We start from the raw sequence: 26,704 nt of genomic DNA on the forward strand, positions 1-26,704 counted from the left end.
GTGTCTGGGGCCATCAGCCGCGGCTAATGGCCGGTATCGTCGAAGGGCTGCTCCTTGATGATACCCTCGTTCAGCAGGGTGGTGACGAGGGATGCCGCGGCCCGGTAGACGGCGCCGACGGTGGAGTCGTCCTCGCCGCGGTGGTCGCCGTGCATGCGTTCGCCGTGCAGTCGGAGGAGGCAGGCGCGGGCGCCGCGGCCGGGGTAGGTGACCTCGACCTGCAGGGGGCCGACGAGGGCGATGGCCTCGAGGAGGCGCTCGACGTCGATGACGGAAACCCAGAGCTTGCCGAGGCAGCGGGGGCAGGAGCCGTTGGGGCTGTAGGGGTCGCGGAAGTCCTCGCGGCCGGTGCCCTGGCAGCGGGGGCACCAGTCACGCAGGCCGTCCAGCCACCGGGCGACGTAGTCTGCCAGGGCGGGGATGTCCGCCGTTGTGGGGTCTGCGTAGACCATTGCCGGGTCCCTTCCGGCGGCCTGACGCGGCCGCTCAAGGGTATTGTACTCCACTCGCCAATGGGGGTTTATTCAGGCGGCGCATTTCCGGCCAGCCGTGCATACCCAATGCCAGAGGCGGGAGCGAATCAACGAAATGCCTTATCCGAGAATCAATGTGTATCTGGAATTGCCAGTTTTGGATACGGATTGTTTTCCAAGACAATTCATAGCTGTTTTAAGAACTCAAAGTCCATGTTGGATGCGCGAGACTCATGTTGTGCAGTGCACTGTCCATGCGCAAAGGGTAGCGAGAGGCGGGGCGCTCGGGCAAGGGGGTTGTGGCAGGGGGGAGGAACACGCATTTGCGCTGGGAGTACCGTTCACTCCTTCGAGAACCTCAGCTTAAGTGGGCAAGTATCTCGTTACCCCAAGAGACTCACCTGTCTTTTCCTTCGGACCACATGGCAATGAGGAGGGCTTTGAACTGATCACCAATGGGGTCCAGCCGGTCCTGATGGGCAAGACTCGTGTCGAGGTCTTCGGCTACGTCATTTACATGGAAGTCACCGCCCGGAGTAGCGGACAGCACCACTATGGCCCCGTCATTGGGACGCAGGAACGTTATCGTCAATTGGTCAAATGCACTGGGGCGAAAACCCAACCGGCTCATGGCGGTCAAGAGAATGGTACGGGTGACGTACTCGGGCATCAGGCGGCAAACGCCAAGATTCGCTCGTCGTCCCCTTCCCTGCCGCCCGCCAATACATGCCCGTGAACGCCGCCATCCAAAACTGATAGTGGCGTTGTCGAAGTGACTCCCGTGTCTTCATAAGCGGGGAAGTTGTCCGGGTAGTCGTCTTCCCACCACCATGCAACGCCTGAGTTCCGAAGGATGCTCTCCAGCTTGCCGTGCTCCCGGTAAGCCCGGATGGCGACGTTGAAGTGACGCTTCAAGCTGTCGACGGCCTCGTCCTGCGTCTTACCATAGGCGGACATGCCCAGCTCGTGGCAGCGAGCTGCGAAGTAGTCTCGATCTTCATGGTAGTACAACCGGCACGTAAGGCTCACGACAACTCTAGAATCCATAGCTTGGTCCCCTGATGTGTGCTCTATGTAAAGTATAGCACTTGTCCAGTCCCTCTCCCAAGAGTCGGCTACAGCAAGCCTGTGAGATGACCTCATCAGGTTGTCTTTGGAGCAGATGGACTGACCGAGAGGGTGGATCACATGCATCTTCGCAGACTCGCCGGGTTACTCACTAGTAGCGCACGGGCATGCCGCCATGCTGCTTGCCCTAGGTCTGGCTGCAGAGTCGCTTCGGGTGCGGTCAAGACAAGTTGATGATCACAGAACAGCATTGATGATGCACAAACGCGTTTGGCGTGTATAGGTGAGTGACAAAGGCTGGAGGGAGCGAGGGCTCTGGTGTCTCCTCTGCTCCTGCGATTCTGACCTGGCGTTGATGTGCAGTGGGGCCGCAATGGCGGTGAGCCGGGCACGGTACGAGGGAGTTTCCGCCGCAAGGGGTGTTCCCGCCTATCGGCGGGACGGGCGATTCGCGAATCGCCCCTACGAGCGGGCGGGGGCGCCTCACCCGCCCCACCCTCTGGATTCCTGCCCCCGTATCGGGGTACGGGGCATGCTTCGCAGGAATGACGATGAGGGGTTAGGCCTTCGCGCTGGGCTGGCGACGGGGCTGTTAGATCCGGCTGAAGCCGCTGCCGGGTCGCTCGGCACCCCAGCCGGCGCCCTGCTCTATCACCCCGTACTCCAGGAGGAGCTTCTGGCTGTAGGTGACCGTGCCGTTGACCTTCTCCGGCGGTTCCGTAGCCAGCAGCAGCGTAGCCCGGGCCATCCACTCCGGCGGCTCCCCGTTCTCGTCTCCAATGTAGCGTGCGCCGCGGTGGAAGACCGCGCCGGCCGTGGAGACGAAGATGGAGGGAGCAAGGGAGGTCACGGCGATGTTGTCATCTTTGACCTCCTCCGCAAGCCCTTGGGTGAACCGCTCGAGGGCGGCCTTGGCGGCGCCGTAGCCGGCGAAACCAGGCAGGTTTACGGACTGCTGAGGGTACGGAGCGCTTCCCGGTCCGACGGCCGAGCCTGAGGAAATATTGACGATAGCGCCGCTCTTGCGCGGGACCATGTCCGCCAGCACGGCCTGGCTGAGGACGAAGGGCGCATGCACCATGATCTGAAAGCTGCGGAGCCATCTGCTGTATGGGAATTTGTGGACGTGCTGGAGGACCGCAAGGGCCGCATTGTTTACGAGGACATCGACGGGGCCGTAAATGCGGCGGGCCTCGTCCACCACGCGGCGGCACTCGGCAGGGTCCGTGAGGTCGGCGGGCAGCGCGGTGGCCTCGCCGCCCGCCTGGCGGATGGCTGAGACAGTGCTCTCCAGCGAACCCGGAAACGGGTGGCTGCCCTCGGTCAGGGTCCGGGCCACGCAGAGGATGCGGCCGCCCTCGGCGGCGACGCATTTGGCGATGGCTTCACCGATGCCCCTGCTGGCGCCGGTGACGATGACGCTCTTTCCGTCCAACTTGCCCACGATGTGCCTCCACGCAGAAGCGCCGCCCGTCGCGTGTCGAGCGGCGCGGGCTAGATCTGGCTGTAGCCGCTGCCGGGGCGGTCTACGCCCATACCTACGCCCTTTTCTATGACGCCGTGCTCCAGGAGGATCTTCTGGCTGTAGGTGACCATGCCGTTCATCTTCCCGGCGGGCTTCGTGGCGAGGAGGAGGACGGATTGGGCCATCAACTCCGGCGGCTCGCCGTTCTCGTCGCCGATGTAGCGGACGCCCTTGTGGAAGACCGCGCCGGCGGTGGGGACGATGATGGAGGGGGAGAGGGCCGATACGGCGATGTTGTCGTCGCGGACTTCGAGGGCGAGGCCCTGGGTGAAGCGTTCGAGGGCGGCCTTGGCGGCGCCGTAGCCGGTGACGGCGGGCGCGTCGGGGGAAGGCGGCGCGTAGGGTGCGCTGCCCGGGCCCCTGGCGGCGCTGGAGGAAATGTTGACGATGGCGCCGCGCTTGCGGGGAACCATGTCCTCCAGCACGCACTGGCTCAGGACGAAGGATGCGTGGACGATGATCTGGAAGCTGCGGAGCCAACTGTCATAGGGGAACTCCGCAACGGGAAGGAAGACGGCGAGGGCGGCGTTGTTGACGAGGACGTCGACGGGGCCGTAGATGCGGCGGGCCTCATCGACGACGCGGCGGCACTCGTCGGGGTCGGCGAGGTCGGCGGCCAACGCAGTGGCCTCGCCGCCGGCCTCGCGGATGGCGGCGACGGTGCCCTCGAGGGAGCCGGGAAATGGGGTTTCCGCCTCGCCGGGTCGGCCCTGGTCACGCATGTAGGTGGTCATGTCGTGACTGCCCTCGCTGAGGGTGCGGGCCACGCAGAGGATGCGGCCGCCCTCGGCGGCGAGGGTCTTGGCGATGGCCTCACCGATGCCTCGGCTGGCGCCGGTGACGATGACGCACTGTCCGTCCAACTTGCCCACGATGTTCCTCCACACGAAATTGCCGCGCCTTTGAGACGGCGCGGCCATGGGTTGCGGTTTGGCTCACCGGGAAGCTACATGACGGGGTGCGGCGCGTCAAGGGACGGGGGAGCTAGGGGAAGTCTCGCATGGCGCGATAGACGCCTTCACTGGTGATGGGCCCTGCGTCCGGGTCCACGTCGAAGACTCCGGGGCGCCTGGACTGCCGCCCGCTCCGAAAGCCACTCCCGGCCAACTCCGAGAGGGCTCTGCCGAGGCTGATTCCCTGCTGCTCAGCCAACGCTCGGGCCACCGCGAGCACATCGTCATCTATGGTTACGGTTGAGCATCATAGAATCAACGCACCATCCAGTCCAGTAGAGCTGCAACCCGCGTTTGCGTTACTGGGGCCGGCACTGAATAATCCCGTCATGGCAGACGAGCATAATCAGGACCTCGAGGCGACGACGCCGGATGGTGACGCACCGCGGGGGCGGCGGTCGGCGTTGGCGGACTGGCTGGCCGCCAACGAGGCAGCCACGCGCGTCGCCATCCTGGTGGCCGCCGGGGCGACGATGGCGATCGGCACGTTCCTGTGGGCGACGGGGCGGCTCGACGTGCAGAACGCCGGGTACGCGGGCGCGCTGGTGATCAACCTGATCGGCTCGGCGACGGTGCTGATTCCGGTGCCGGGGCTGGCGGTGGTCTGCGGTGCGTCCGCCGAGCAGGCGGCGCTGAACCCGTTCCTGCTCGGGATGGCGGGCGGCGTTGGGTCGTCGGTGGGCGAGCTGAGCGGGTACCTTGCGGGGTACACGGGAAGGTCGCTGCTGGAACGCTCGCGGCACTACGCGCGGATCCACGGATGGGTGCGGCGGTACGGCGGGCTGCCGCTGTTCGTGCTGTCGGTGGTGCCGAACCCGGTGTTCGACGTGGCGGGGATAGCCGCGGGGTCCCTGGGGTACTCTGTCAGGCGGTTCCTTTTCTACGTGCTGGCGGGGAAGCTGGTGAAGTACGTGGCCGTGGTGTATGCGTGCCGGTCGGGGATCGACTGGCTCGTCGGGCTGGGGTGACGCCCGGGCCGGAGACGAATCATGCAGGTCTCGCTGGACTCATTCAGGTCTCAATAGAGTTGCATGTGTTGACCATATGGGGGCGTCTTGCCAGCCCGCCTGAGGCCCAAGCGATGGAAGATGAAGAGGCAAGGTTGCGTGTGGCTCCCCGGGTAGGACTCGAACCTACGACCAATCGGTTAACAGCCGATCGCTCTACCACTGAGCTACCGGGGAATTGCAACGGACCGCGAGGGGCGGCCCAATCGTCATTCTAGCACCCCTACGTCTCCGCCTTCAACCGCGCACGGCCTCCGGTGAGGGTGGTGAAGACGCCCACGAGCACCAGCGCTCCGCCGGCCACGCTCGCGACGGGGGGCGCCTCGTCGAGGACGGCCCACGCCAGCAGGCTCGCGCCGACGGGCTCGGCCATGACGGCCGTGGCGACGAGGGTCGCGGGGAGGTAGCCGAGCGACCAGTTGAGCGACGAGTGGCCGACGAGCTGCGGCAGCAGCGCCAGCAGCATGAGCCAGCCGTAGACCTCGACGTCGAAGCCTGTGAGCCGCGAGCCCGTCGCGAGGGCGGCCGCGACGAGGATGACGGCCGCCGCGCCGTAGACGGGCGCGATGTAGCCCAGGATGCTGAGGCGCTCGCGGAGGCTGCGGCCCGCGATGTAGTAGCCGGCAACGGCGACGGCGCCAAGGAAGGCGAGGAAGTCGCCGAAGAGCCGCCGGTCGCCGAGATCCCAGTCGCCCACCGCGATGACGACGACGCCGGCGACCGCGACGGCGATGCCCGCGAGCACGCGCGGCGAGCTCCGCTCTCGGAGGAAGAGGGAGGCGCCAATGGCTACCATGACGGGGTTCGACGTGACGATGACAACGGAGCTCGCGACGGAGGTGTGCTCCAGCGAGGCGATCCAGAAGGCGAAGTGGGCGGCGAGGCAGACCGCCGCCGCGAGGACGAGGCCCCACTGCCGTCGCGTCAGCGACCACAGCGCGCCCCACTCGAACGCCAGGCCGAGGGGGACGACGACGATCGCCGCCAGCGCGAGCCGGTACGCGGCGATGGTCAACGACGGCGCGTCGGCGAGACGGATGATGACGGCCGCGGAGGAGACGGCGGATACCCCCAGCGCCAAGCCGCCGTAGACCACAAACGGCGGCGGTTGGCCACCGAGCCGGATCCGGCGGCGCATCAGGAGGCCTGAGCCATGTAGCGGGCCAGCTCGTCACGGGGGAAGCCGGGCAGCTCGCGGACGCCGTTCGACGTGCGCAGCCGCAGTCCGGCCGACGCCTCGGTCACACGGCCGATGACCGTCGCGGGGATGCCCTCGGCAGCGAGGGCGGCGAGGACGGCGTCGGTGCGCTCGGGCGCGGCGGCGGCGAGCAGCGAGCCGGAGGCGAGCAGCGCCAGCGGGTCGAGGCCAAGGGCGCGGCACACGGCGCTCGTCTCCGGCAGGACGCGGACGGCTGATTCGTCCACCTCCAACCCGGCCTTGGCGGCGGCCGCGAGCTCCGCGAGGCCCGTCGCGAGGCCGCCCTCCGTCGGGTCGTGCATGGCCGTCCCACCCGCCCGCGCGGCGGCCTGCGCGGCGCGGACGACGCTGATGCCCGGCGCGTCAAGGAGGGCGGCGGCCGCCGAGACCTCGGCCTGCGAGAGGCCAGCGGCGAGGAGGGCGTCCGCGGCCTCGTGCGCGAGGACGGAGGTGCCCTCTATGGCGATGCCCTGCGTGAGGATGAGAGCGTCGCCGGGGCGGGCGCCGCCGGGCCAGACGACGGTGTCGCGGGTGGCCTCGCCCAGCATCTGGCCGGACACGATGGGGCGCGTCAGGCCGTAGGTAATCTCCGTGTGCCCGCCCACCAGCGTCACGTCGAGGGCGTCGCAGGCTTGCGTGATCTGCTCGTGGATGGCGATGGCAAGGCTCTCGGGCGCGCCCTCGGGGAGCAGGACGGTCGCAAGGAACCAGCGCGGCGTGCCGCCCATGCAGGCGACGTCGTTGGCGTTCACCTGCACGGCGTACCAGCCGATGCGGTCGGTCGCAAAGGTGACGGGGTCGGCCTTGGCGATGAGGAGGCGGTCGCCGAGCTCGATGACGGCCGCGTCAGCGCCGACGCCGGGGCCCTGCAGCACACGCGGGTCGGGCTGCGCCGTGCCGGACAACAGCTTCGCGAGGACGTCCGCCGGGAGTTTGCCTACGTCCACCTTGCCTCCGAAAGTGTGTCTGCGTGGGCCGAGTCGTCTGCGGCTATAATACCAGCGTCAAGCACATCGCATATTGGAGGAACGCTATGCCCAAGACACACGCCAACCCGGAAGGCATGCACACGCCCACCGGCTACTCGCACGTGGTGAAGGCCGGGGACACGGTCTACATCGCGGGGCAGGTCTCCGTCGCGCCCGACGGCTCGGTTGTCGGCGAGGGCGACGCGGAGGCGCAGGCGGAGCAGGTGTACCAGAACATGCAGACGGCGCTCGCCCACGCCGGCGCGACGTTCAGGGACGTCGTGAAGACGACGACGTACGTGGTGAACGAGGACTGCATCGCATCGACGCGGGCGGCGCGGCTGCGCTACTTCGAGACGGAGCCGCCGGCGTCGACGCTGCTGGTGATCTCGCGGCTGGCGCGGCCGGAGTTTCTGATTGAGATAGAGGCGATCGCGTACGTGGGGTAGGGGGCGCGTCAACGGCTTCGCGGGGAGCGGCTCGCCATGTGCAACGCAGCGTTGCGTATGGCGGCGGGGCACCTCCATGTTAAACGCAGCGTTTAATATGGAGCGGGTTCGGGGTCTATATTAAACGCAGCGTTGTGTATGGGGGCGTTTTGCCTCTATACTAAACGCAGAGTTTAATACTGGCGGCGCCACTCGCCGCAACCGGATGCGTGATGACTCAGCAGCCACAGGATGCCACCGGGCGCGCCGGAACGTACGTCCGGCAGCCGACAGGCTACGCGGCGTTCATCCCCAGGACGCTGCCGCCCGACCTACCGCTGGACGCGGTATCGCTTCAGGGCGTGCTCTCGCAGGCCGACCTGGCTCTGGGCCGGCTGGACGGCGCAGCACTCACCCTGCCGGACCCCGATGTCTTTGTCTTCATGTACATTCGCAAAGAAGCGCTGCTTTCCAGCCAAATCGAAGGAACGCAGAGCTCGCTGCAGGACGTGCTCGCCGTGCAGGGACAGCTCTTTGCCCCGGCCAGGCCCGTCGACGCGGCCGAAGTGGTCAACTACATCGGCGCAATGGAGCTTGGGCTGCAGCAGCTCGAAACGCTGCCGGTTTCCGTGCGCCTCTTGCGCAATATCCACCGCCGGCTGCTCCAAGGCGTCCGGGGGTCGCACCTCACGCCCGGCGAGCTACGGACATCGCAGAACTGGGTCGGCCCGCAGGGGGCCAGCATTCGGAACGCCGCCTTCGTGCCGCCGCCGCCAGACCTTGTGCTGAACGCCCTCGGCGACCTGGAGCGTTTCCTGCACGCCGAGGACGACCTGCCCTTGCTCATCCGCATCGGCCTCGCCCACGCGCAGTTTGAAACCATACACCCCTTCCTTGACGGCAACGGGCGGCTTGGCCGGCTGCTCATCACCTTTCTCCTGACAGAACGGGGAATTCTCCACAAGCCGACCCTCTACCTCTCGCACTACTTTGCCCGCAACCGGCAGCGGTACTATGACCTGCTGCAGGCAGTGAGAGACACGGGCGACTGGGAGGGGTGGCTCCGCTTCTTTCTTCAGGGGATCGTGGAAGTTGCCGGAGAAGCCGCCGACACGGTCCGGCGCATTCAATCTCTACGCGAGGACGACAGGGCGGCGGTGTCAAACGCATTCGGCAGGGCCGCCGCAAACGGACTCCGCGTGCTTGAGCGGCTGTACGGAGAACCCTATGTGAACGTGTCCCGGATCCAGGAACTGACGGGTACGTCCTACGCCGGCGCCAACCAGCTCGTGTCGCGCATGGTGGAATGCGGCATTCTAGAGGAGATAACTGGGCAAGCTCGAAACAGGGTCTTCGCCTATAAGCGTTACATGGACCTGTTCGAGACCGCCTAACGCCTACGCCAGGTCCACGTCTGTGGCGCCGTCTGCGGTACGGCCCTCGGTGGGGGACCAGCGGCTTACCATGCTCGAGGACTGGAGCCACTCCCGGACGGCGGCGCGGAGGGCGCCGGTGCCCATGCCGTGCACGACGCGGACGCGGGCGTGGCCGTCTTGCAGCGCGCGGTCGAGGAAGGGCGGGAGGCGGTCGAGGGCCTCGTCGACGCGCATGCCACGCAGGTCGAGCTGCGCCGCCGGGAGCTGCTGCAGGGCGCTGACGGCGGGCGACTCGCCGTTGGGCTCAGTCGAGGGCATGGGCTGCGACTTTCGGGTGTAGCGCTTGCGCGTCGATTCGGCGGCTTGCGCGGCGGCCGGGTCGCGGTGGAGGACGTGGTCGAGGGGCACCTGCGCGCGCAGCACGCCGACGGCGACCTCCAGCATGCCGCGGTCGTCGGGGGCGGCCATGACCTGCGCGGGGCCCGGGAAGCCGCGGACGCGGACGGTGTCGCCGGGGCCGAGGCTGTGGAGCCACTCGGCGCGGTCCTCGCGCTTGGGGCGCCATCGCGGGGCGCGGAGCCCTCGACGCACGCTCTGCACGGACGCCACGGCCTGTTGCACCTCGGCGAGTGCCTCCTGCTGCGGCGCGGCGGGCGTGTTCAGGAGCGCCTGCTCCGCCGCCTTCAGCCGCCCCATGAGGTCGTCCGCCTGCGCCTGCAGGTCGTGGCGGGCGGTCTCCATCTGCTCGACGCGCAGCTCCCGCAGCCGCTCAAGCTCGGCCTCCGCTTGCCGCCGGAGCTCCTGCGCCTCGGCGAGGGCGGCCTCGCCCTCGGCGCGCACGTCGGCAGCGGCCTGGCGCTCCTCGACGACCTCGGCCAGCAGCTCCTCGACGCGGCGGTGCTCGGGCGAGAGCATCGCCTCCGCCCGCTCGACGACGCCGTGGGGGAGGCCGACGCGCTCCGCGATGGTCAACGCGTAGCTGCGGCCCGGCAGCCCGACGGTCAGGCCGTAGGTCGGCGCGAAGGTCTCCGGGTCCAGCTCTACGCTGGCGTTCACCATGCCGGGCGTCTCCTGCACGAAGGCGGCGACGCGGCGGAGGTGGGTGGTGGCGATGGTGGTGACGTCTATCTCCAAGAGGCTCTGCAAGACAGCCTCGGCGAGGGCGGCGCCCTCCTCGGGGTCGGTGCTGGAACCGAGCTCGTCCATGAGGGCAAGCGAGCGCGACGTGGCCTGCGAGAGGATGCCCCGCACGCTGGTCATGTGCGAGGTGAAGGTGGAGAGCGACTGCGCGATGCTCTGCTGATCGCCGATGTCCGCGTAGACGCCGTCGAAGATGGGGAGCACGGTGCCGGGCTCGGCGGGCGTCTGCAGCCCGGCCTGGTGCATGAGCGCCATGAGGCCGAGGGTCTTGAGCGCGACGGTCTTGCCGCCGCCGTTGGGCCCGGTGATGAGCAGGATGCGCCTCGGGGCGTCCTCCCCGACCTCGGGCGCGACGTGGCCGAGGTCGAGCGACAGGGGCACGACACGGCCCTTGAGCAGCGGGTGCCGCGCGCCGACGAGGCGCACGTCCTGCAGGCCCTCGTCCGCCGTCGCCGCCGGGTTGGCACGGAGCGCGAGGGCGTATCGCCCCCTCGCGAGCGTGGCGTCGAGGCGGGCCAGCAACGACTGCGTCAGCTCGACCTCGTCGGCGTAGTCGCCGATGGAGAGGGAGAGCTCGCGGAGGACGCGCTCCTCCTCTCGGGTCTCGGCCAGCTTCAGCTCGCGCCACTGGTTGCCGAGGGACACGGCGGCGAGGGGCTCGACGAAGATGGTCTCGCCGCTGCCGGAGACGTCGTGGACGAGGCCGGGCATGCGGCTGCGCATCTCCACGCGCACGGGCACGACAAGGCGGCCGTTGCGCTCGGTCACCAGCGGCTCCTGCAGGACGCGCCGGGTGCGGTCGGAGCGGACGAGGCGCTGCAGCGTATCCTCCAGCCGCCCGTAGGCGATGCGCGCCTGGGAGCGGATCTCCCGCAGCGCGGGCGACGCCGCGTCCTCGACCTGCCCGTCGACGCCGATGGCGCGGAAGATGGCCGTCTCGCGGGCGTCCATGTCTGGGATGTTGCGCGCCAGCGAGGCGAGGGCGGGGCAGTCCCGGTCGTGACGGAGGAAGGCGTTCCGCGCGAGGCGGCCGGCGCGCAGCGTCTCGGCGACGGCGCGCAGCTCCAGCCCGGTGAGGACGCCGCCCTTGGCGGCCCGCTGCGCCTCGACGGAGACGTCGCCGGCCTCGCCGAACTCCATGCTGCCGCCCACCTCGAGGAAGAGGCGGGCCTCCGCGGTCTCGCGCTGCCGCTCGGCGACGGCGCCGGGGTCGGAGGAGGGCGTGAGGGCGAGGGCCTCGCGGCGGCCTAGCATGAAGCCGGTATTCGAGGCGAGCTGCTCCAGCACCGCCGGGAACTCCAGCAGCTCCAGCGAGCGTGAGCGCAAAGCGTCCGCCGTGCCGCCGTCCAAAGCGTCTGCAGGTGCGGTCTCCACAGTCCCTCCCAGTGACAATTGTACACGAGGCCAAAGCCGGACCTGTTTGACAAGCCCGGAGGCCTTAGCTATCATTCGGCGTTCTGTCAGTCATTCGCTTAGGGGAGCGTATGGTCATCAGGCGGGTCATTGCCTTGGCGCTGGCGCTGGCGCTGGCGCCCATGCTTATACTGGCCTTACTCACGTCACAGGCCTGCGGCACGGTCCTTTCCTCTGACTTCTACAAAGAGCAGCTGCGCGAGGCCGACATCTACAACTTCCTCTACGACGAGCTTCTTCCCGTCGCCGTAGAGGAGGGGTTGCACAACGCCGATGGGGTCGCGCCGGCGTTCAAGTTGGACGCTGATTTTGTAGTGACAAGCATCAGAGACGCGCTGCCGCCCGATTGGCTGCAACAACAGACGGAGGGGGCCATCGACAGCCTCGGGCCGTACCTGCTGGGCCAGTCCGACTCCTTCACCCTCACCATCAGCCCCGACGAACGGGCAGAAGCAGTCGAGGCCGCCATCATCGCCCTCATAGACCGGGTGGACCTGCACCAGTGGCTCCTGGAGGAGAGGGCGCCGGAGACTGTCCAGAATCGCCTGGACAGCCAAGACCTGCCTTTGGGCATCCAGCTCACCTCCGATGAGGCTCTCGTCTCCTTGGAGCGGGTGGTGACGCCTGAATACGTGCGGTCGCAGCAGACGGGAGCGGCCAAGGCCCTGGCGGCCTACCTCACGGGCCGCAGCGACTCCTTCAGCTTCACCTTCGATTTCTCCGACCGCGCCGCGCCGCTGGAGGAGGAGATGACCGCCATCCTGGACCGGGCCGACCTCTCGGGCTACGTGCGGCAGGAGGCGCTGGATCCCGCGCTGGACGAGAACGTGACCGAGGACGTGGCCCTGCCCTTTGACGTTGTGGTCTCCCGGGAGGAGATCCGGGCGGCCATCGAATCGGCAATTACGGATGAGTGGCTGGCCGTCGAGTCCCGGCGGCTTGTGGACGCCGCTGTACCCTACATCTCCGGCAGGAGCGACGGATTTGCGCTACGGATTTCATTGCGGGAGCGCACTGAGGCCTCCATTCTGGCGCTGACTGAGGCGGTGAAGAAGACCTACGCGGACCGCCTGGAAGCCGCGCCGCCATGCACCCCGGCCCAGGCGCTCGCGCTGGCCCGGGGCAACCCCGTGGGCCTGTGCAGCCAACCGGGCGTCACCGCCGACGGCTTCCTCAGGGACGCGGGCGTTGACGTTGACGCATTGTTGAGCGCGGCCGTCCACGATATGGCACCCGGCGAGGTCACCTTCACGCATGAGGACCTCACTGAAGCAACCCAGGGCGGGGAGGATTCGGACCTCATTGCCGAGGTGCGCGAAGCCATGCGCGACGGCTGGACCGTCTCTGAGGAAGACCTGCGGGATGCGCTGGCGGGGCAGGACTCCGGCCTGGTGGATGCCCTGGACACGGTGCGCGAGGGGTTCAGTGAGGGCTGGACGTGGACGGAGGAGGACCTGCGGGAGGCCATTGCGGACCCGGACTCGGCCGATGCTGAGGAATCTCTGGACGCCTTTGATCTGGCGCGTGACGGGGTGAACAGCCTGCGGATCGTGGGGCCCCTGCTGCTGGCGCTGTCGCTGGGACTGGTCGCCGGAGCGGGACTCCTGGGCGGGCGAAGGTGGCCGGTGAAGCTCGGCTTGGGGGGCAGCGCCCTCCTGGCGGCGGCGCTGGGCGCACTCCTGGTCACCTTTATCGCGGCCGGCCTGGGCGGCGTGGTGTCCGACGCCCAGGCGGAGGCTGCTGCTGAAGCGGCGCAGACCCAGGGCGATGAACGGGTGGAAGCCCTGCTGTCGGCCAAGCTGCTAGGGGTTGTGGACCGGGGCATCGGCCGCGTAATCGGCGGCATGCGGCTACAGGCGCTGCTCCTGGCGCTGCTGGGCGCCGCGGCCGTCGCGGGCGGCGTCGTCTGGGCCCGCCAGAAACCGCGGCAAGCGCCGACTCCAGAGGGCGGCGCTCCGGGGCGGCCGCCACCCCCCGCGCCTCAGGAGAAAGCGCCGCCGGTCGACGAGGAACCCACAGAGGACAGCGGGCCGCAGGAGGGCGATGCTCCACCGGCCAGCGAAGACAGTCCTGAGGAGCCGGAAGCATCACCTGATGGCGCACCGTCCGGCGAGGAGAGCGGGCCGCAGGAAGGCGATGCCTCTACTGGCGACGCTCCACCGGCCGATGATAGCGAGCCTGAAGAGCCTCAAGCGCCTGACGAGAACCGGCCTGTCTAGCCGCGCCGCGACACCTCGCCAAGGAAGCCCAGCAGCAGCCGGTTGTACTCCTCCGCCTTCTCCAGTTGGGGCCAGTGGCCGCAGAAGGGAATCAGCGTGCAGCGGCAATCCCTGATGGCGAAGACCACCTTGATGGCCGCGTCGATGAGGATGGGCTGGTCCTCTTCGCTGTAGAAGTAGGGCTCGTCGCGGCCGTGAAGGAGGTAGGTGGGCGCGGTGATGGCGGCGTAGACCTCGTCCGACGTGGCGGCCCGGCCCCGGCTGATCTGCCCGATGGCCTCGTCGATCACGCGCTGCAGCAGGTCCGGGTCTGAAAGGGAGTCGAGGCGGAGCTGCGCCGTGGCGTCGATCTCAGAGTGGTCGCGGTCGTAGAAGAAGTCTGCGGTGGCGTTGCGCATGTCCTCGTAGGTCAGCTGCGGCTTTGTGAGCATGGCGCGGGCGAAGTTCATGCGGGCCGTCTGGCCGAGCAGCGGGACGATGGGCTTCGTCGCCTCCGTGTCCACCCGCGGCTCGCCGCCGCTGAGGGTCAGGCTGCGCACGCGGTCCGGGTAGCGGGCAGAGAAGTTGGTGGCCGCCATGCCGCCGCCGGAGTTGCCGGCAAGGTGCGCCCGGTCAATGCCGTGGGCGTCGAGGAACGCAGCCATGCCCTCCACTGCGTTGCCCGGCGAGGTGCGCCCAAAGCCGGGCGAGTCCGGCGCGAGGACGCGGTAGCCCGCCTCCGCGACGGCGTCCAGGTTCAGGCGCCAGCACTGGTAGGCGGAGACGCCCGCGCCGCCCGTGTGCATGAAGACGACGGGCTCTCCCGCCGGGTCGCCGAGCTCATAGTAGAAATACTCGATGCTGCCGTCGCCGACGGGCACGGTTATCGTCTTGCCGTCCTGGATGTTCACCATAGCGCACTACTCCTCACATACGACGCCATCGCCGTCTCCGTCGCGGGCGCCGGGCACGAGCTCCGCCGGGAACCCCCTGCCGGGGCCGCTCGACCCCTGCAGGCGCGGCTCACCGGCAGCCTCCGCGTCGTCGCAGGAAGCATAGGTGCCATCGCTGCCGGGCGCAACGGTGGGCGTTGGGTCAGGCGAGCCGGAGGACGACGCGGGGCGTCGCGCCTCGCACACGACGCCGTCACCGTCGCCGTCACGGGCGCCGGGCACGATCTCCGCGGGGAAGCCCCATCCCTCGCCGATGCTGCCCTGCACGCGCTCCTCCCCCGCGGCCTCGGCCTCATCGCACGAGGCGTATGTGCGGGCGGTGGAGGGCGCTGGGGTGGCCGCGGCTGTTGGCGACGGGCTGGTGGCCGCAGTTGATGTTGCGGTGGGAGCCGGGGTGGACGCCGCGGGCGTCGGGGTGGCGGTGGCGTCGGCGGGCGCAGGGGCTGACTGAGGGGTGGCAGTCGCTGGAGCGTCCACCTCGCACACGATGCCGTCACCGTCGCCATCGCGGGCGGAGGGTACGCTTGCGGCGGAGAAGCCCACCCCGGGGCCAATGTAGCCCTGCACGCGCTCCTCTCCCGCGGCGGCGGCCTGGTCGCAGGTCGTGTATACCCTGACCGGCGCAGGCGTTGCGGAGGGCACGAACGTGGACGTCGCGGTGGGCAACGGCATGGCCGTGGGTTGCGCGCTCGCGGCCAGCACGACCTCGCACACGACGCCGTCACCGTCGCCGTCGCGGTTGTTGGGCAACAGGGACGCGGGGAAGCCCCATCCCTCGCCCACCCCGCCCTTCACGCGCGGCTCCCCGGCAGCGGCGGCCTCGTCACAGGAGGCGTACGCGCGAATAGGCTGGGGCGCGGCGGGCTGGGCTACGAGCGCCTCGCCGGCGGCCTCGAATTCAACGACGCCATCGCACGTCTTCAGCATATCCTGCAGGGCGATGGTCTCGGCATGGGTTGCCGTCAGGCCCCACGTCTGCTTTACCCCCGCCCAAGACGAGGCGTACTCACACCAGTACGCCTCGTCCGGCGGCCGCCACTCCTCCGGGCCTTTCGCGCCCTTCTCGCGGTTGACCAAGGCGGTGACGGCGATGAGGTGCGCGTCATCGCCGAGGCTGTTGGCGAACTGCCTCTTGCGCTCCGCTGACCACGCCCAGCCGCCGGAGCGGTGCGCATTGGCAAGGGGCACCAGGTGGTCGATGTCCAGATCGCGGGGGTCCGTGTAGGTGGCGCCGGTGTACGGGTCCAGCCATCGGCCGGCCTCAACGCTGCACCGGCGGTCATCGCGGTAGGTCACCCGATCCCTGCTCTCCGCGACGAGCACCTCCTGCCGCGTGTCCTGGCAATCGCCATCGTCGTCAACCCAATGGGGCCACTCGTCCCGGTCGTAGGGCGGCAGGTCGTCCGGCGGCTCCGCGATGGTGAGGGAGAGGTCGACGGGGATGGGCGTCGCGGGGGATGGCGCGACGCTGTCAAGGAGGTCGCCGCACGCTGCCGCAGAGAGCAGCAGGGCAACGAGGAGGACGCGACGTGCAAGGGTCATGCAGTCGATTATACGGACGTAAAGGCGCGAAAACGCAGCGCAAAGGCCCTGCATTGCGAGCCCTTTGGCCATTCACCCGGGTGACGGCGCAGCCGCTACTCCGTCACGCGCAGGTGCAGGTCGTCGAGCTGGGACTGCTCGACCTCTGAGGGGGCGTTGAAGAGGAGGTCTGAGGCTGTCTGGGTCTTGGGGAAGGCGATGACCTCTCGCAGGTTGTCCTCGCCGGCGAGGAGCATGGCGACGCGGTCGATGCCCATGGCGATGCCGCCGTGGGGCGGCGCGCCCGACTCCAGCGCGGAGAGCAGGTGCCCGAACCGCTCGGTCATGCTCTCCTTTGAGAACCCCAGCAGCCCGAAGACCTTCTCCTGCATCTCGCGGGTGTGGATGCGGATGCTGCCGCCGCCCATCTCGTAGCCGTTGCAGACCAGGTCGTACGCCTGCGCGCTGGCGGCGCCGGGGTCGGTGTCCAGCAGCGGCGCGTCCTCCGGATTGGCCGACGTGAACGGGTGGTGCACCGAGTCCCACCGCTCGCCCTCGTCGTCCCAGCCGAAGAGGGGGAAGTCGACGACGAAGGCGTAGGCGAGCACGTCCGGGTCGGCGAGTTCGCAGCGGCGGGCCACCTCCGTGCGCAGCTCGCCGAGGGCGCTGTAGACTACCTGCTTCGGGCCGCCGACCAGCAGCATCATGTCGCCACCCTTTGCGCCGAGCGTCCGGGCGAGCTCGCGCATGAGCTCGACGGGGAAGAAGCGCGACACCTGCGAGCGCACCTGTTCGGGCTGCAGGTCGCCGGGGTCCGTCCAGTCGCCGTCGAGGGCGATGGTGACGAGGCCCCTCGCGCCACGGCTGCGTGCGAGCTCCGTCAGCTCGTCGACCTGCCGCCGCGGCAGCGAGGCCAGCCCCGGCGCGGCAAAGCCCTTGACGAGGCCGCCCTCGGCGAGGGCGGTGCGGAAGACTTGGAAGTCGCTCTTCAGGACGGTCTCAGCCACGTCACGCAGCTCCAGGCCGAAGCGGAGGTCGGGCTTGTCGCTGCCGTAGCGGTCCATGGCGGCGGCGTGGGAGAGGCGCGGGAAGGGTCGCTGCACGGTCTTGCGCGGCACCAGCTTGGCGGCCATGGTCGCGTACAGCTCCTCGATGAGATCGAGGATGTCCTCGCGCTCCACGAAGCTCATCTCGAGGTCGAGCTGGGTGAACTCCGGCTGGCGGTCGGCGCGGAGGTCCTCGTCACGGAAGCAGCGGGCGATCTGGAAGTAGCGCTCGAAGCCGGCGACCATGAGGAGCTGCTTGAGCTGCTGCGGCGACTGCGGCAGGGCGTAGAAGCTACCCGGGTGCACGCGGCTGGGGACGAGGTAGTCGCGGGCGCCCTCCGGGGTGCTCTTGATGAGGATGGGTGTCTCAATCTCCAGGAAGTCGCGCTCGTCAAGGAAGTCGCGGATGTGCTTGACGATGCGGTGGCGCAGGATGAGGTTGTTCTGCATGCGGCGGCGGCGCAGGTACAGGTGGCGGTGGCGCATGCGGAGCTGCTCGTCGACGTCGCTGTCCTCGTTGATGTAGAAGGGCGGCGGCGAGGAGGCGTTGAGCACGGCCAACGTGCGGACGGCAACCTCGACCTCGCCAGTTGCGAGGTTGGTGTTGACGGTGCCGGCCGGGCGCGGGGAGACCTCGCCCTCGATGCGCAGGACCCACTCGCCGCGGACGCGCTCGGCGTCCTCGTAGGGCGACTCAATGGACTCGGGGTTGATGACGACCTGCACGACGCCGCTGCGGTCGCGGAGGTCGAGGAAGATCAGCCCGCCGTGGTCACGGCGGCGATCGACCCAGCCTGCCAGCGCGACACTGCTGCCGGCGTCGGCGGCCCGCAACGACCCGCAGTCCCTGTCCTTGAGCATGAGGGCTCCCTTCTGGTTGGTATTGGCGGCAAGCGGCGACGCGATAACGCGGTTCCTCGCTCGAAGCCGAGTCTACCCTTCTTTGAGCGCGATTCCGACCCAGAACTCCATTATCGATAAGTCAGAGGTGTCTGAAGAATAACGATGGTCATAGCGTTCGAGTTCAATCCCGCTCCAACGGTAGCCTGAATTCGGCAACCAATTTCGAAATGCATAGTCGAGGGTCATCCCCAGGTTACCGATTGGGCCCCTGTGCTCGAACACTGCGTAATCACACGCCGGGAGGTCGTAACGCACCATGCCGTCCGGCAGCGAACCAACCTCTGAGACCGCCACCCCAGCGACGTAGCGAATCTCGTCAGTTTTGCCGTTCCCACCACCTGCCGGCGGGACGATAACCCCATACATGCTTGCATCCGCTCTGTTCGGCACCTCGTCGCAGCGGGTATGGAAACGGTCCCATAGCGGTGGTATGACCTCAAAGTTGTTGGCCTTGGCTGACTCAATTCCGAAGAATGCAGCATCCAGACCAACAACGGTGAAGGCGTCCAATTGGCGGATTTCCGGTGTTTCCATAGCTCACATCGTGCGCCTGAAATGGGAATACACCCGACGTTGGATCAGACCGCAGAAGACGGACAATCCATAGGTGAAGTGCTCACTACCATTGTCAGGCGAGCACCCTCTCGTGTCCACACCCGCCTACCCCGCCAAGTTCGGCAGCAGCCAGCCGAAGGTGACGGCGAAGAGCACGGGTGAGGGGAGCATCCAGCCGCGGATGCGGCCGCCGGCCGCCGCCGTCGCGAGGAAGTAGACGGCTCCGAGGGCGAGTACGAAAAGGGTGTACCAGAGGAAAGGGCTGCCGAGGCCTCCCGTGGTGTCCTCGCCGTGGAGGAGCCAGTAGACGGCGCCGGCGATGAGGCCCGCGAGCGTCCACGCCGAGTGCGTGAAGAGGGCCATGGGCGCGACCAGCTTGAAGAAGCTCTGCTGGTTGAGGGCGGCCTGCAGCCACCGCGGGGCGTCGTCGCCGCGGAGGCGCCGCATCGCCATGATGGTGAGCACGTCGAAGCCGAGGCCCATGATGGCGCCGCTGATGACGCCCGCGAGTATCGGGTGCATCACGGCTGCTCCCCGCCGTCGACGGCCCGGACGAGGGCCGCGTTGAAGCCCAGGGTCCGCAGCTCCTTCAGTCCCTCGACGCCGTCGGCGTTGCTATTGACGCGAGCGAAGAGGCTGGGGCCGCTGCCGGAGAGGTGGGCGGGGTGGCCTGCCGCGTGTTCAAGCGCGTTGCGGAAGCGCCCCAACCCCTGAAACGTCTCGGAGGCGGCGCGCTCGAAGGCGTTGACCATGCTTGCCTCTTCCAGCGGAGCGGCGTCCCGCAGCGACTCGGCGAGGGCCTCCGTCGCCGAGCCGTCGGAGAAGTCGGCGGGCCGCAGACGGCGGTAGAGGGCAGGGGTCTTGCCGGCCATGCGGATGTTGGGCATCAGCAGCAGGAACCACTGGCCAGGGGGCGTGGGCAAGGGCTGCAGCAGCTCGCCGCGGCCACGGGCGAGGGCGGCGCCGCCGCGCAGGAAGAAGGGGACGTCGGAGCCGAGGAGGCCGGCGGCCTCGGCAAGCCGTTCCTCCGGCCAGTCCAACTCCCACAGCCGATCGAGCAGCGCCAGCGCGGACGCGGCGTCGCTGCTGCCGCCGCCGAGGCCCGCGGAGACGGGGATCGCCTTCACGAGACCGATCGTCGCGCCCTGCTCGGAACCGGACCCCTCGCGCAGGAGCTCAGCAGCCTGCCAGACGAGGTTGCGGCGGCCGGTCAGCGCGGGGTTCTTGCAGCGGATGGACAGGCCGGCGGCGGGGGAGGCGGTGATCTGGTCGTAGAGGCTGACGGTCTGAAAGACGGTGACCAGGTCGTGGTAGCCGTCGTCACGGCGGCCCACGACCTCTAGGCCGAGGTTGAGCTTGGCGTAGGCCCGCCGGCTCAAAGGCTCCATCCGGCCTCCACTCCGGCGCGGCACAGAGCCGCCCACTCGGGCATCGACAGCGTTTCAGCTCGCCGCGTCGGGTCGACACCGCATGCTGTGAGCGCGCGCTCGACCTCCGCCGACGGCAGCCGCAGTGCGTGGGCGAGGCCGCCGCGGAGCTGCTTCCTCGGCGCGGCGAACCCGGCGCGGACCAGCGCGAAGAAGGCGTCCTCCGACGGCACGGCGACGGGCGGTGACGGGTGGACGTCGATGCGGACGACGGCCGACGTGACCTTGGGCGGCGGGTGGAACGAGCCGGGGCGCACGAGGGTCACGATGCGCGGGCTGCCATAGAACTGCGTCGCGACGCCTAGCAGGCCGCGCTTGCCCTCCGGCGCGGCCATGCCCTGCGCGACCTCGCGCTGCACCGTCGCGACGACAACGCTCGGCTTGTGCGCGGCCTCCAGGAAGCGGCGGATGATGGCGGTGGCGGCGTAGTAGGGGAGGTTGGCGACCATCTTGTAGGGCTCGCCGGCGGGCACGAGGGCGTCGAGGGGGGCATCGAGGGCGTCGGCGTGGATGACCTGCACGTGGGGGTGGCCGGCGAAGTGCGCCTGGAGGGCCTCGCAGAGGGCGGCGTCGATCTCCAGGGCGATGACGCGGCCGGCGCGCCGGGCGAGCGCCTCCGTCAGCGCGCCGAGGTCGGGCCCGGCCTCGGCGACGGTGTCGCCCGGGGCGATGCCGGCGGCGCCGGCGATGCGCTCGAGGACGCTGGGCGAGACGAGGAAGTGCTGGCCGAGGCCCTTGCGGGGCTGCAGGCCCATGCCGCCGAGCAGTCGCCCGGCGGCGGTCTGCGATGCGGCGGCGGCGCGGGTCTCGGCGCGTGCCTGTGCGAGAAAGCTCATGGCTGCTCCCACGGCCACATGGCGGCGGGCAAGGAATATCGGTGGAAGACCGTGCACCTCCCGTCGATCGTGGACCCCTCGGCGTACCAGCCTTCGCGGCTCAGGCCAGGTTGGCCCGCGGCGCCCGGCGTTTCCGCTTACCGTTGCTCCCTTCCGGGCCTGGCGGAGTTCACGGGCGTCCGTCGCGCGGGTCCCGGCCCTCAACGCCGCTCTGAACGGGCAGAGGCCGCAAGGCCAGACCTTGGGGAGGAATTCGACCCCGCTGTGGCGGATTGCGGGTACAAGGCACCGCCAGCTCCCCATCTAGCACGGCCAATTCAATCGTATGGCGGCAGGGTAGGGGTGTCAAATGGGGAGCGGCGCTAGCTGTCCGTACGGTAGACGTAGCGGTCGTCCCACAGCCCGTAGAGCGTGGGCGTGACGTTGCCGAAGACGTTTCGCACCGCACTCAGCCGCTCCGAGAGCGCGGTGTAAATGACCGGGACCTGCTCCGCCGCGATCTCCTGCGCCCGGTGGTACAGCCGCACCCGCTCGTCGTGGTCGAGTTCCTGGCTGGCCGAGGTGTACAGGTCATCGATCTCCGCCTCCCACGATGTCGCGGGTTCGGGCTGGTTGGGGTACCAGAGGTGGAAGTCGGCGTCGCTGTGCCAAAAGGTGATGCCGCCGTACGGGTCCGAGCCGCCGGTGAAGCCGATGACGACCGCCTCCCAGTCATAGGTCGCCGTCAGCTGCCCGACCAGTTCACCGAAGTCGATAAGCTGCAGGTCGACGCCAAGACCGATGGCCTGCATTCCCTGCTGGATAATGCTTGAAGCGTGCTCACGAACGGTGTTGCCCTCGTTGGTCACCATCGTGAAGGAGATTGGCACCCCCGCGCCGTCCTCGCGGACGCCGTCTCCGTCCGAGTCGACCCAGCCGAGGCCGTCGAGCAGGTCGTTCGCCGCGTCGAGGTCGTACGCGTACCGCCGAGTCTCGGGGTTGTGGAAGTCCCCCGTCGCGGGGCTGATGGACGACCACTGCGGGTAGCCGAGGCCGCCGAGGGCTTCCTCAATGATGGCGTCCTTGTCCACGCTGTGCGCGACGGCCTGCCGGAACTCCTGATTCTCAAACCAAGCCCGCGCCTCGGAACGCACGTAGGCCTCGCCGTCCGGATTCATGCCCGGATGCACGTTGAACGTGAGGAACGTGGTGCCGAAGCCGGGGCCGCGCGCGTAGACGGTGAAGTTGCCGTCCTCCTGGAGGGGCTCGATCGTGGGATACTCCTCGCCCAGCACCCCGTGTGCATCCGCAATGCCCTCCTGGAAGAGCGCCAGTTCCTGCTCAAGCTCCTCGACGATGAGGTAGACGATCTCGTCCAGGTAGGGGAGGCTGTTGCCGTCCCTGTCCTGCATCCAGTAGGCCGGGTTTCGGTTGAGCGTAAGCCGTTCCTTGGGTGTGTAGCTGGCGATGGTGAAGGGACCGGTGCCGATTACTTCCGACGGGTCCGTGTCGATGTCCCAGACCTCCTCGAACGTGCCTGCATCGACGTGCGGGCCGAGCACGTGCTCCGGGTAGATAGCGTAGCCCATCGAGCGGAGGTACGGCGCAAATGGGACGGGCAGCACGAACCGCACGGTGTAGTCGTCCAGCGCGGCGACGGTCATCCGCCCCTCCGTCCACTCGCCCGTCGCATCGTCGATGTAGTTGAAGGTGAAGGCCTCGCGGGCCGTCGTGGGGATGTCGTCGTTGTAGATGATGCGGTTGAAGGTGAAATCCACATCGCGGGCCGTGAACGGCTCGCCGTCGTGCCAGGTCACATCCCGGCGCAGATGGAACGTCCATTCCAGGCCGTCATCGGAGCGCTCCCACGACTCGGCGAGGGCCGGTTCGATGGCGTCGTTCAGCCAGGAGGTCTCGGTCAGGCCCTCGAACACGTAGCCGAGGTAGCCTGACGAGCCCGCGTCGTTCGCGAGCACGAGGTTGAAGGTCAGCGGCTCCGAGATTGTGGCGTAGGTGATCGTACCGCCATACGTGCCGATGTCGTACTCGAACCGGTCGGCATTGCGGCGCAACCGCTCGACGATCTCCTCCTGCGTCTCGGTCCCGGGCGCGGGGGTCTCGCTCTCGCAACCACCGAACAACAACACGCCGCACAATGCAGCCACAAGTAGGAATCTGCTCGCTACGCCTCTCCTCACTCCGCCGTCCCCCTTCACGCGTTCAATTCGACCCGCAACAGTCAGTGTACCAGTAGTCACGCACTGGATTTCAATATAGAGAGACCAGCCCGGGCGAATTGAGACTGACCGGGGCGCGTTGGGTGAGGTTCCCATTGTTGCGGGAACGACGGGACGGGGTGGGCGGGGGAGTGGCTTAGCGGTAAGCCTCCCGGCGGTGGGCGACCCGGATGACGAGGACAACAAGCACTTCATCCTGGACCTCGTAGATGACGCGGTAGCCGCCGACGCGAATGCGGCGAAGACCCCGCAGGTCGCCTTTGAGCCGTCTGCCCGCGTATGGGCGCTCACTGAGGCCGTCGATTGCGTCAGCTATTCGAGTCCGCGCAACTTTGGGGAGCGCTGCCAGTTCCCTGGCCGCGCTTCCCTTAATCTGTACCGAAAAGCCCACGCTTTACCTCATCCCAGTCCAATACAGGGTCTGCAGGGTCGCTGAGGCGTTCCAGTGCGACAGCAAGGTCGTCAAAGTCTTCCAAGTAGCGTTCAAGCGCCTGGCGGACCACCTCTGCACGGCTCCGTCGAAGCTGCGCGGCGGCCGCGTCCAGAGCCTGTGCCAGTTCCTCGGGCACGCGGGCTGTGATCTGCGTCATAACGTCGCCTCCAAGGGTGTAGTCATGTGCATCAATAAACATTAACTAACATCAACTTGCATTAGCATGATGCGCGAAAGGCTGACCGTCAACCCTCGGTTGCCGCGAATGTGGGCGTGGTACAATCCCTGCGGCCCTCAACGTGCGATGCGCTGCAATCGAGAGGACGTGCCATGGACGTGCGCAAGGCGGTGATTCCGGCGGCGGGGCTTGGGACCCGGCAGCTGCCGACGTCCAAGGCCGTGCCCAAGGAGCTGCTGCCCCTCATCGACCGGCCGATGCTCCACTACATCGTGGAGGAGGCGCTGGACGCCGGGCTGTCGCAGATGGTCATCGTGACGTCACAGGGCAAGGACGCGATGGCCAACTACTTCGACCCGGCGCCGCAGCTAGAGGAGCTGCTGGGGCGCAGGGGGGAGACGTCTCTGGCGGCGGCCATGCGGCGGGTGCGGGAGGAGGCCGAGTTCATCTTTGTGCGGCAGCACCAGCAGCTCGGGCTGGGGCACGCCGTCTACACGGCGCGCAACGCCGTCGGCGACGAACCCTTCGCCGTCATGCTGCCGGACGACGTCATCGGCGGCGGCGAGGCCCCCGCCATCGGCGAGCTGCTCGACACGGCGACGACGCACGACGCGTCGGTCATCGCCGTCGAGCAGGTGCCGCCGGAGCGGATCAGCAGCTACGGCGTCGTCGCGCCCGGCGAGGCCGACGGCGACGCCATCCGGGTGCTCGGCATGGTGGAGAAGCCGCCGGCCGCAGAGGCGCCCTCGGACCTGGGCATCGTCGGGCGGTACGTGCTTACGCCGGAGGTGTTCGGCGCGATGGAGCGGGTCACCCCCGGCGCGGGCGGCGAACTGCAGCTTACCGACGGCATCGCGCTGCTGCTGGAGGAGCAGCCGGTGTACGCGCGGCGGTTCACCGGCACGCGCTACGACGCGGGCAACCCGATGGGAATGCTGCGGGCGTCGGTGTCGCTGGCGCTGCGGCGGCCCGACCTCGGCCCCGCCTTCCGGGCGTGGCTGGAAAACGAACTGAACAACACCTAGGGGGACGGCATGGACGTGGGATTCATCGGCCTTGGAGCGATGGGGCGGCACATGGCGCGGCACCTGCAGACGGCAGGCCACACCATGATCGTGCACGACATCCGGCGCGAGGCGGCGACGCCCTACCTGGAAGCCGGCGCGAACTGGGGCGAAACACCAAGAGAGGTGGCGCAGGCGGCAGAGGTGGTGTTCACGTCGCTGCCGGGGCCGGCGGACGTCGAGTCCGTGGCCGTGGGAACGGACGGCATCATCGCGGGGTCGTCGAGCGGGCAGGTGTACGTCGACCTCTCCACCAACTCGCCCGTCCTGACGCGGCGGCTGCACGCCGAGTTCGCCGAGAAGGGCGTCCGGATGCTGGACTGCCCGGTGAGCGGCGGCACGGTGGGCGCGGAGGCGGCGACGCTCGCGCTCCTCGTCGGCGGCGACAAGGACCTGTACGAGGAGCTGCTGCCGGTGCTGCAGTGCATCGGCGACAAGCCCTTCTACTGCGGGCCCGCCGGCGCGGGGCAGGTGTGCAAGCTCGTCAACAACTACATCTCGCTCTCGGTGCAACCGCTGCTGGCCGAGGCCTTTTCCATCGGCGTGAAGGCGGGCGTGGACGCGGGCACGCTGTACGAGGCCATCGTCCGGAGCACGGGCAACACGCAGACGATGCAGCGCCGCTACCCGACCGGGCTCCTCAAGGGCAATTTTGCGCCCGGGTTCACGGTGAACCTGGGCCGCAAGGACCTGACGCTGGGGCTGCAGCTCGCCGAGGATTTTGGGGTTCCGGTGCAGTTTGGGCCGATAGCGCTCGGCGAGTACGCGGCGTCGGCGGAGCGCGACCGCGGGCTGCTGGACACCGGCTCCGTCGCGCTGATGCAGGAGGAGCGCGCGGGCGTCGAGATCCGCGCGGACATCAAGCCGCGGTAGCCCCCGAGAAAACCATAGGGAGAACAACGTGGACGTAGGATTCATCGGCCTTGGCGCGATGGGACGGCACATGACCCGGCACCTGCAGGCGGCGGGGCACAATATGACCGTGCACGACATTCGCCGGGAGGCGGCCACGCCCTTCCTGGAGGCCGGGGCGAACTGGGGCGACACGCCGCAGCAGGTGGCGCAGGCGTCGGAGGTGGTGTTCACCTCGCTGCCGGGGCCGGTGGAGGTCGAGGCGGTGGCGCTGGGGCCGGAGGGCATCGCGGCCGGGGCGTCGAACGGGCAGGTGTACGTCGACCTCTCGACGAACTCGCCCGTCCTGACGCGGCGGCTTCACGCCGATCTGGCGGCCAAGGGCATCCGCATGCTCGACTGCCCGGTCAGCGGCGGCACCATCGGCGCCGAGGAAGCCACGCTCGCGCTGCTGGTCGGCGGCGACAATGCGCTGTACAAGGATCTGCTGCCGGTGCTGCGGTGCATCGGCGACAAGCCCTTCTACTGCGGGCCCGCGGGCGCCGGGCAGGTGTGCAAGCTGGTCAACAACTACATCACGCTCTCGCTGCAGCCGCTGCTGGCCGAGGCCTTCTCCATCGGCGTGAAGGCCGGCGTGGACGCGGGCACGCTTTTCGAGGCCGTGAGCCGCAGCACGGGCAACACCCGGTCCATGCAGTGGAGGTATCCACCCGCCCTGCTCAAGGGCAACTTCGCACCCACGTTCACGGTTGACCTTGTCCGCAAGGACCTGGGTCTGGCGATCGAGCTGGCGGAGCAGTTCGGCGTGCCGCTGCAGCTCGGCCCGCTGGCGTACAAGGAGTACGACGACATGTCGAAGAGCGGCCGCGGGAATCTCGACACGAGCTCCGTTGCGCTGCTGCAGGAGGAGCGCGCCGGCGTCGAGATCCGCGCCGACGTGGAGCCCCACTAACACGAACGACACCCCGGAGGA

At 68.5% G+C, this 26,704-nt stretch carries 26 protein-coding genes, 1 tRNA gene and 1 other RNA gene; 7 read left to right on the forward strand and 21 right to left on the reverse strand.

The window, feature by feature from the left end; all coding sequences use genetic code 11:
* Window positions 1-23 precede the first annotated feature (23 nt).
* From OXC99_08570 to OXC99_08595, 6 genes are all read right to left on the reverse strand, one after another.
* Entirely contained in the window at window positions 24-452 is a 429-nt protein-coding gene (locus OXC99_08570; GenBank protein MCY4625037.1) for a hypothetical protein, read from the reverse strand.
* 418 nt (window positions 453-870) lie between these two features.
* A complete protein-coding gene (locus OXC99_08575) occupies window positions 871-1,143 on the reverse strand; it encodes a hypothetical protein (GenBank protein MCY4625038.1) in 273 nt (90 codons plus the stop codon).
* On the reverse strand, window positions 1,143-1,520 hold the full coding sequence (locus OXC99_08580) for a hypothetical protein (GenBank protein ID MCY4625039.1): 378 nt from the start codon (window positions 1,518-1,520) through the stop codon (window positions 1,143-1,145). Before OXC99_08580 ends, OXC99_08575 begins: the two co-directional genes overlap by 1 nt.
* 613 nt (window positions 1,521-2,133) lie before the next feature.
* Window positions 2,134-2,985 carry an SDR family NAD(P)-dependent oxidoreductase gene (locus OXC99_08585; GenBank protein ID MCY4625040.1) on the reverse strand — a complete coding sequence of 284 codons (852 nt, stop codon included), beginning with the start codon at window positions 2,983-2,985 and terminating at the stop codon, window positions 2,134-2,136.
* A gap of 50 nt (window positions 2,986-3,035) precedes the next feature.
* Complete coding sequence (locus tag OXC99_08590) at window positions 3,036-3,938, reverse strand: SDR family NAD(P)-dependent oxidoreductase (protein MCY4625041.1); 903 nt, start codon at window positions 3,936-3,938, stop codon at window positions 3,036-3,038.
* Window positions 3,939-4,050: 112 nt separating this feature from the next.
* Window positions 4,051-4,218, reverse strand: coding sequence for a hypothetical protein (locus OXC99_08595; protein MCY4625042.1), 168 nt, complete (start codon window positions 4,216-4,218; stop codon window positions 4,051-4,053).
* Window positions 4,219-4,348: 130 nt separating this feature from the next.
* Between OXC99_08595 and OXC99_08600 the strand changes: the two genes are divergently transcribed.
* Window positions 4,349-4,987, forward strand: a complete 639-nt coding sequence (locus OXC99_08600; protein ID MCY4625043.1) for a VTT domain-containing protein — start codon at window positions 4,349-4,351, stop codon at window positions 4,985-4,987.
* Window positions 4,988-5,128: 141 nt separating this feature from the next.
* Here OXC99_08600 and OXC99_08605 read toward each other — a convergent pair.
* The 3 genes from OXC99_08605 to OXC99_08615 all read right to left on the reverse strand — a co-directional run bounded on the left by OXC99_08605 (window position 5,129) and on the right by OXC99_08615 (window position 7,171).
* Window positions 5,129-5,203: transfer RNA gene (locus tag OXC99_08605), tRNA-Asn, on the reverse strand.
* A 46-nt stretch (window positions 5,204-5,249) separates the two neighbouring features.
* Complete coding sequence (locus OXC99_08610; protein ID MCY4625044.1) at window positions 5,250-6,164, reverse strand: DMT family transporter; 915 nt, start codon at window positions 6,162-6,164, stop codon at window positions 5,250-5,252.
* Window positions 6,164-7,171, reverse strand: a complete 1,008-nt coding sequence (locus OXC99_08615; protein MCY4625045.1) for an AIR synthase-related protein — start codon at window positions 7,169-7,171, stop codon at window positions 6,164-6,166. The genes OXC99_08610 and OXC99_08615 overlap by 1 nt, the downstream gene beginning before the upstream one ends.
* A gap of 86 nt (window positions 7,172-7,257) precedes the next feature.
* Between OXC99_08615 and OXC99_08620 the strand changes: the two genes are divergently transcribed.
* Window positions 7,258-7,641, forward strand: coding sequence for a RidA family protein (locus OXC99_08620; GenBank protein MCY4625046.1), 384 nt, complete (start codon window positions 7,258-7,260; stop codon window positions 7,639-7,641).
* A gap of 212 nt (window positions 7,642-7,853) precedes the next feature.
* Window positions 7,854-9,014 (forward strand): Fic family protein, encoded by a 1,161-nt coding sequence (locus tag OXC99_08625; GenBank protein MCY4625047.1) that lies wholly within the window; start codon window positions 7,854-7,856, stop codon window positions 9,012-9,014.
* Between the two features lie 3 nt (window positions 9,015-9,017).
* On the opposite strand, the gene OXC99_08630 is transcribed toward OXC99_08625, so the two are convergent.
* Window positions 9,018-11,510 carry a Smr/MutS family protein gene (locus OXC99_08630; protein MCY4625048.1) on the reverse strand — a complete coding sequence of 831 codons (2,493 nt, stop codon included), beginning with the start codon at window positions 11,508-11,510 and terminating at the stop codon, window positions 9,018-9,020.
* Between the two features lie 110 nt (window positions 11,511-11,620).
* On the opposite strand from OXC99_08630, the gene OXC99_08635 reads away from it, so the two are divergent.
* The gene (locus OXC99_08635; GenBank protein MCY4625049.1) at window positions 11,621-13,768 is read left to right on the forward strand and encodes a hypothetical protein; all 2,148 of its coding nucleotides are present in this window, start codon (window positions 11,621-11,623) and stop codon (window positions 13,766-13,768) included.
* Here the strand turns inward: OXC99_08635 and OXC99_08640 are convergent.
* The 11 genes from OXC99_08640 to OXC99_08690 form a co-directional block, all read right to left on the reverse strand.
* Window positions 13,765-14,661, reverse strand: coding sequence for an alpha/beta hydrolase (locus OXC99_08640; protein ID MCY4625050.1), 897 nt, complete (start codon window positions 14,659-14,661; stop codon window positions 13,765-13,767). The genes OXC99_08635 and OXC99_08640 overlap by 4 nt on opposite strands.
* A gap of 6 nt (window positions 14,662-14,667) precedes the next feature.
* Window positions 14,668-16,242, reverse strand: coding sequence for an excalibur calcium-binding domain-containing protein (locus tag OXC99_08645; GenBank protein ID MCY4625051.1), 1,575 nt, complete (start codon window positions 16,240-16,242; stop codon window positions 14,668-14,670).
* Window positions 16,243-16,337: 95 nt separating this feature from the next.
* Window positions 16,338-18,128 carry an aspartate--tRNA ligase gene (gene aspS / locus OXC99_08650; GenBank protein MCY4625052.1) on the reverse strand — a complete coding sequence of 597 codons (1,791 nt, stop codon included), beginning with the start codon at window positions 18,126-18,128 and terminating at the stop codon, window positions 16,338-16,340.
* A 72-nt stretch (window positions 18,129-18,200) separates the two neighbouring features.
* Window positions 18,201-18,704, reverse strand: coding sequence for a GyrI-like domain-containing protein (locus OXC99_08655; protein ID MCY4625053.1), 504 nt, complete (start codon window positions 18,702-18,704; stop codon window positions 18,201-18,203).
* Between the two features lie 126 nt (window positions 18,705-18,830).
* On the reverse strand, window positions 18,831-19,247 hold the full coding sequence (locus OXC99_08660; protein ID MCY4625054.1) for a hypothetical protein: 417 nt from the start codon (window positions 19,245-19,247) through the stop codon (window positions 18,831-18,833).
* Window positions 19,247-20,113 carry a 4-(cytidine 5'-diphospho)-2-C-methyl-D-erythritol kinase gene (ispE, locus tag OXC99_08665; protein ID MCY4625055.1) on the reverse strand — a complete coding sequence of 289 codons (867 nt, stop codon included), beginning with the start codon at window positions 20,111-20,113 and terminating at the stop codon, window positions 19,247-19,249. Before ispE ends, OXC99_08660 begins: the two co-directional genes overlap by 1 nt.
* Entirely contained in the window at window positions 20,101-20,988 is an 888-nt protein-coding gene (rsmA, locus tag OXC99_08670) for a 16S rRNA (adenine(1518)-N(6)/adenine(1519)-N(6))-dimethyltransferase RsmA (protein MCY4625056.1), read from the reverse strand. The genes ispE and rsmA overlap by 13 nt, the downstream gene beginning before the upstream one ends.
* Window positions 20,989-21,037: 49 nt before the next feature.
* An RNA gene (ffs, locus tag OXC99_08675) (signal recognition particle sRNA large type) lies at window positions 21,038-21,300 on the reverse strand.
* Between the two features lie 50 nt (window positions 21,301-21,350).
* The gene (locus tag OXC99_08680) at window positions 21,351-23,132 is read right to left on the reverse strand and encodes an ABC transporter substrate-binding protein (GenBank protein MCY4625057.1); all 1,782 of its coding nucleotides are present in this window, start codon (window positions 23,130-23,132) and stop codon (window positions 21,351-21,353) included.
* Window positions 23,133-23,340: 208 nt separating this feature from the next.
* Complete coding sequence (locus OXC99_08685; GenBank protein MCY4625058.1) at window positions 23,341-23,595, reverse strand: type II toxin-antitoxin system RelE/ParE family toxin; 255 nt, start codon at window positions 23,593-23,595, stop codon at window positions 23,341-23,343.
* On the reverse strand, window positions 23,573-23,794 hold the full coding sequence (locus OXC99_08690; protein MCY4625059.1) for a ribbon-helix-helix protein, CopG family: 222 nt from the start codon (window positions 23,792-23,794) through the stop codon (window positions 23,573-23,575). The genes OXC99_08685 and OXC99_08690 overlap by 23 nt, the downstream gene beginning before the upstream one ends.
* Before the next feature lie 173 nt (window positions 23,795-23,967).
* Here OXC99_08690 and OXC99_08695 point away from each other — a divergent pair, with 173 nt between their 5' ends.
* The 3 genes from OXC99_08695 to OXC99_08705 are packed head-to-tail and all read left to right on the forward strand — an operon-like array spanning window position 23,968 to window position 26,683.
* Window positions 23,968-24,840 carry a UTP--glucose-1-phosphate uridylyltransferase gene (locus OXC99_08695; protein ID MCY4625060.1) on the forward strand — a complete coding sequence of 291 codons (873 nt, stop codon included), beginning with the start codon at window positions 23,968-23,970 and terminating at the stop codon, window positions 24,838-24,840.
* A 9-nt stretch (window positions 24,841-24,849) separates the two neighbouring features.
* On the forward strand, window positions 24,850-25,752 hold the full coding sequence (locus OXC99_08700) for an NAD(P)-dependent oxidoreductase (protein MCY4625061.1): 903 nt from the start codon (window positions 24,850-24,852) through the stop codon (window positions 25,750-25,752).
* A 28-nt stretch (window positions 25,753-25,780) separates the two neighbouring features.
* Window positions 25,781-26,683, forward strand: a complete 903-nt coding sequence (locus tag OXC99_08705; protein ID MCY4625062.1) for an NAD(P)-dependent oxidoreductase — start codon at window positions 25,781-25,783, stop codon at window positions 26,681-26,683.
* Window positions 26,684-26,704: the final 21 nt, after the last annotated feature.

It is taken from the genome of Chloroflexota bacterium, from assembly GCA_026713825.1.
Classification (GTDB): Bacteria; Chloroflexota; Dehalococcoidia; order Lucifugimonadales; family UBA1127; genus UBA1127.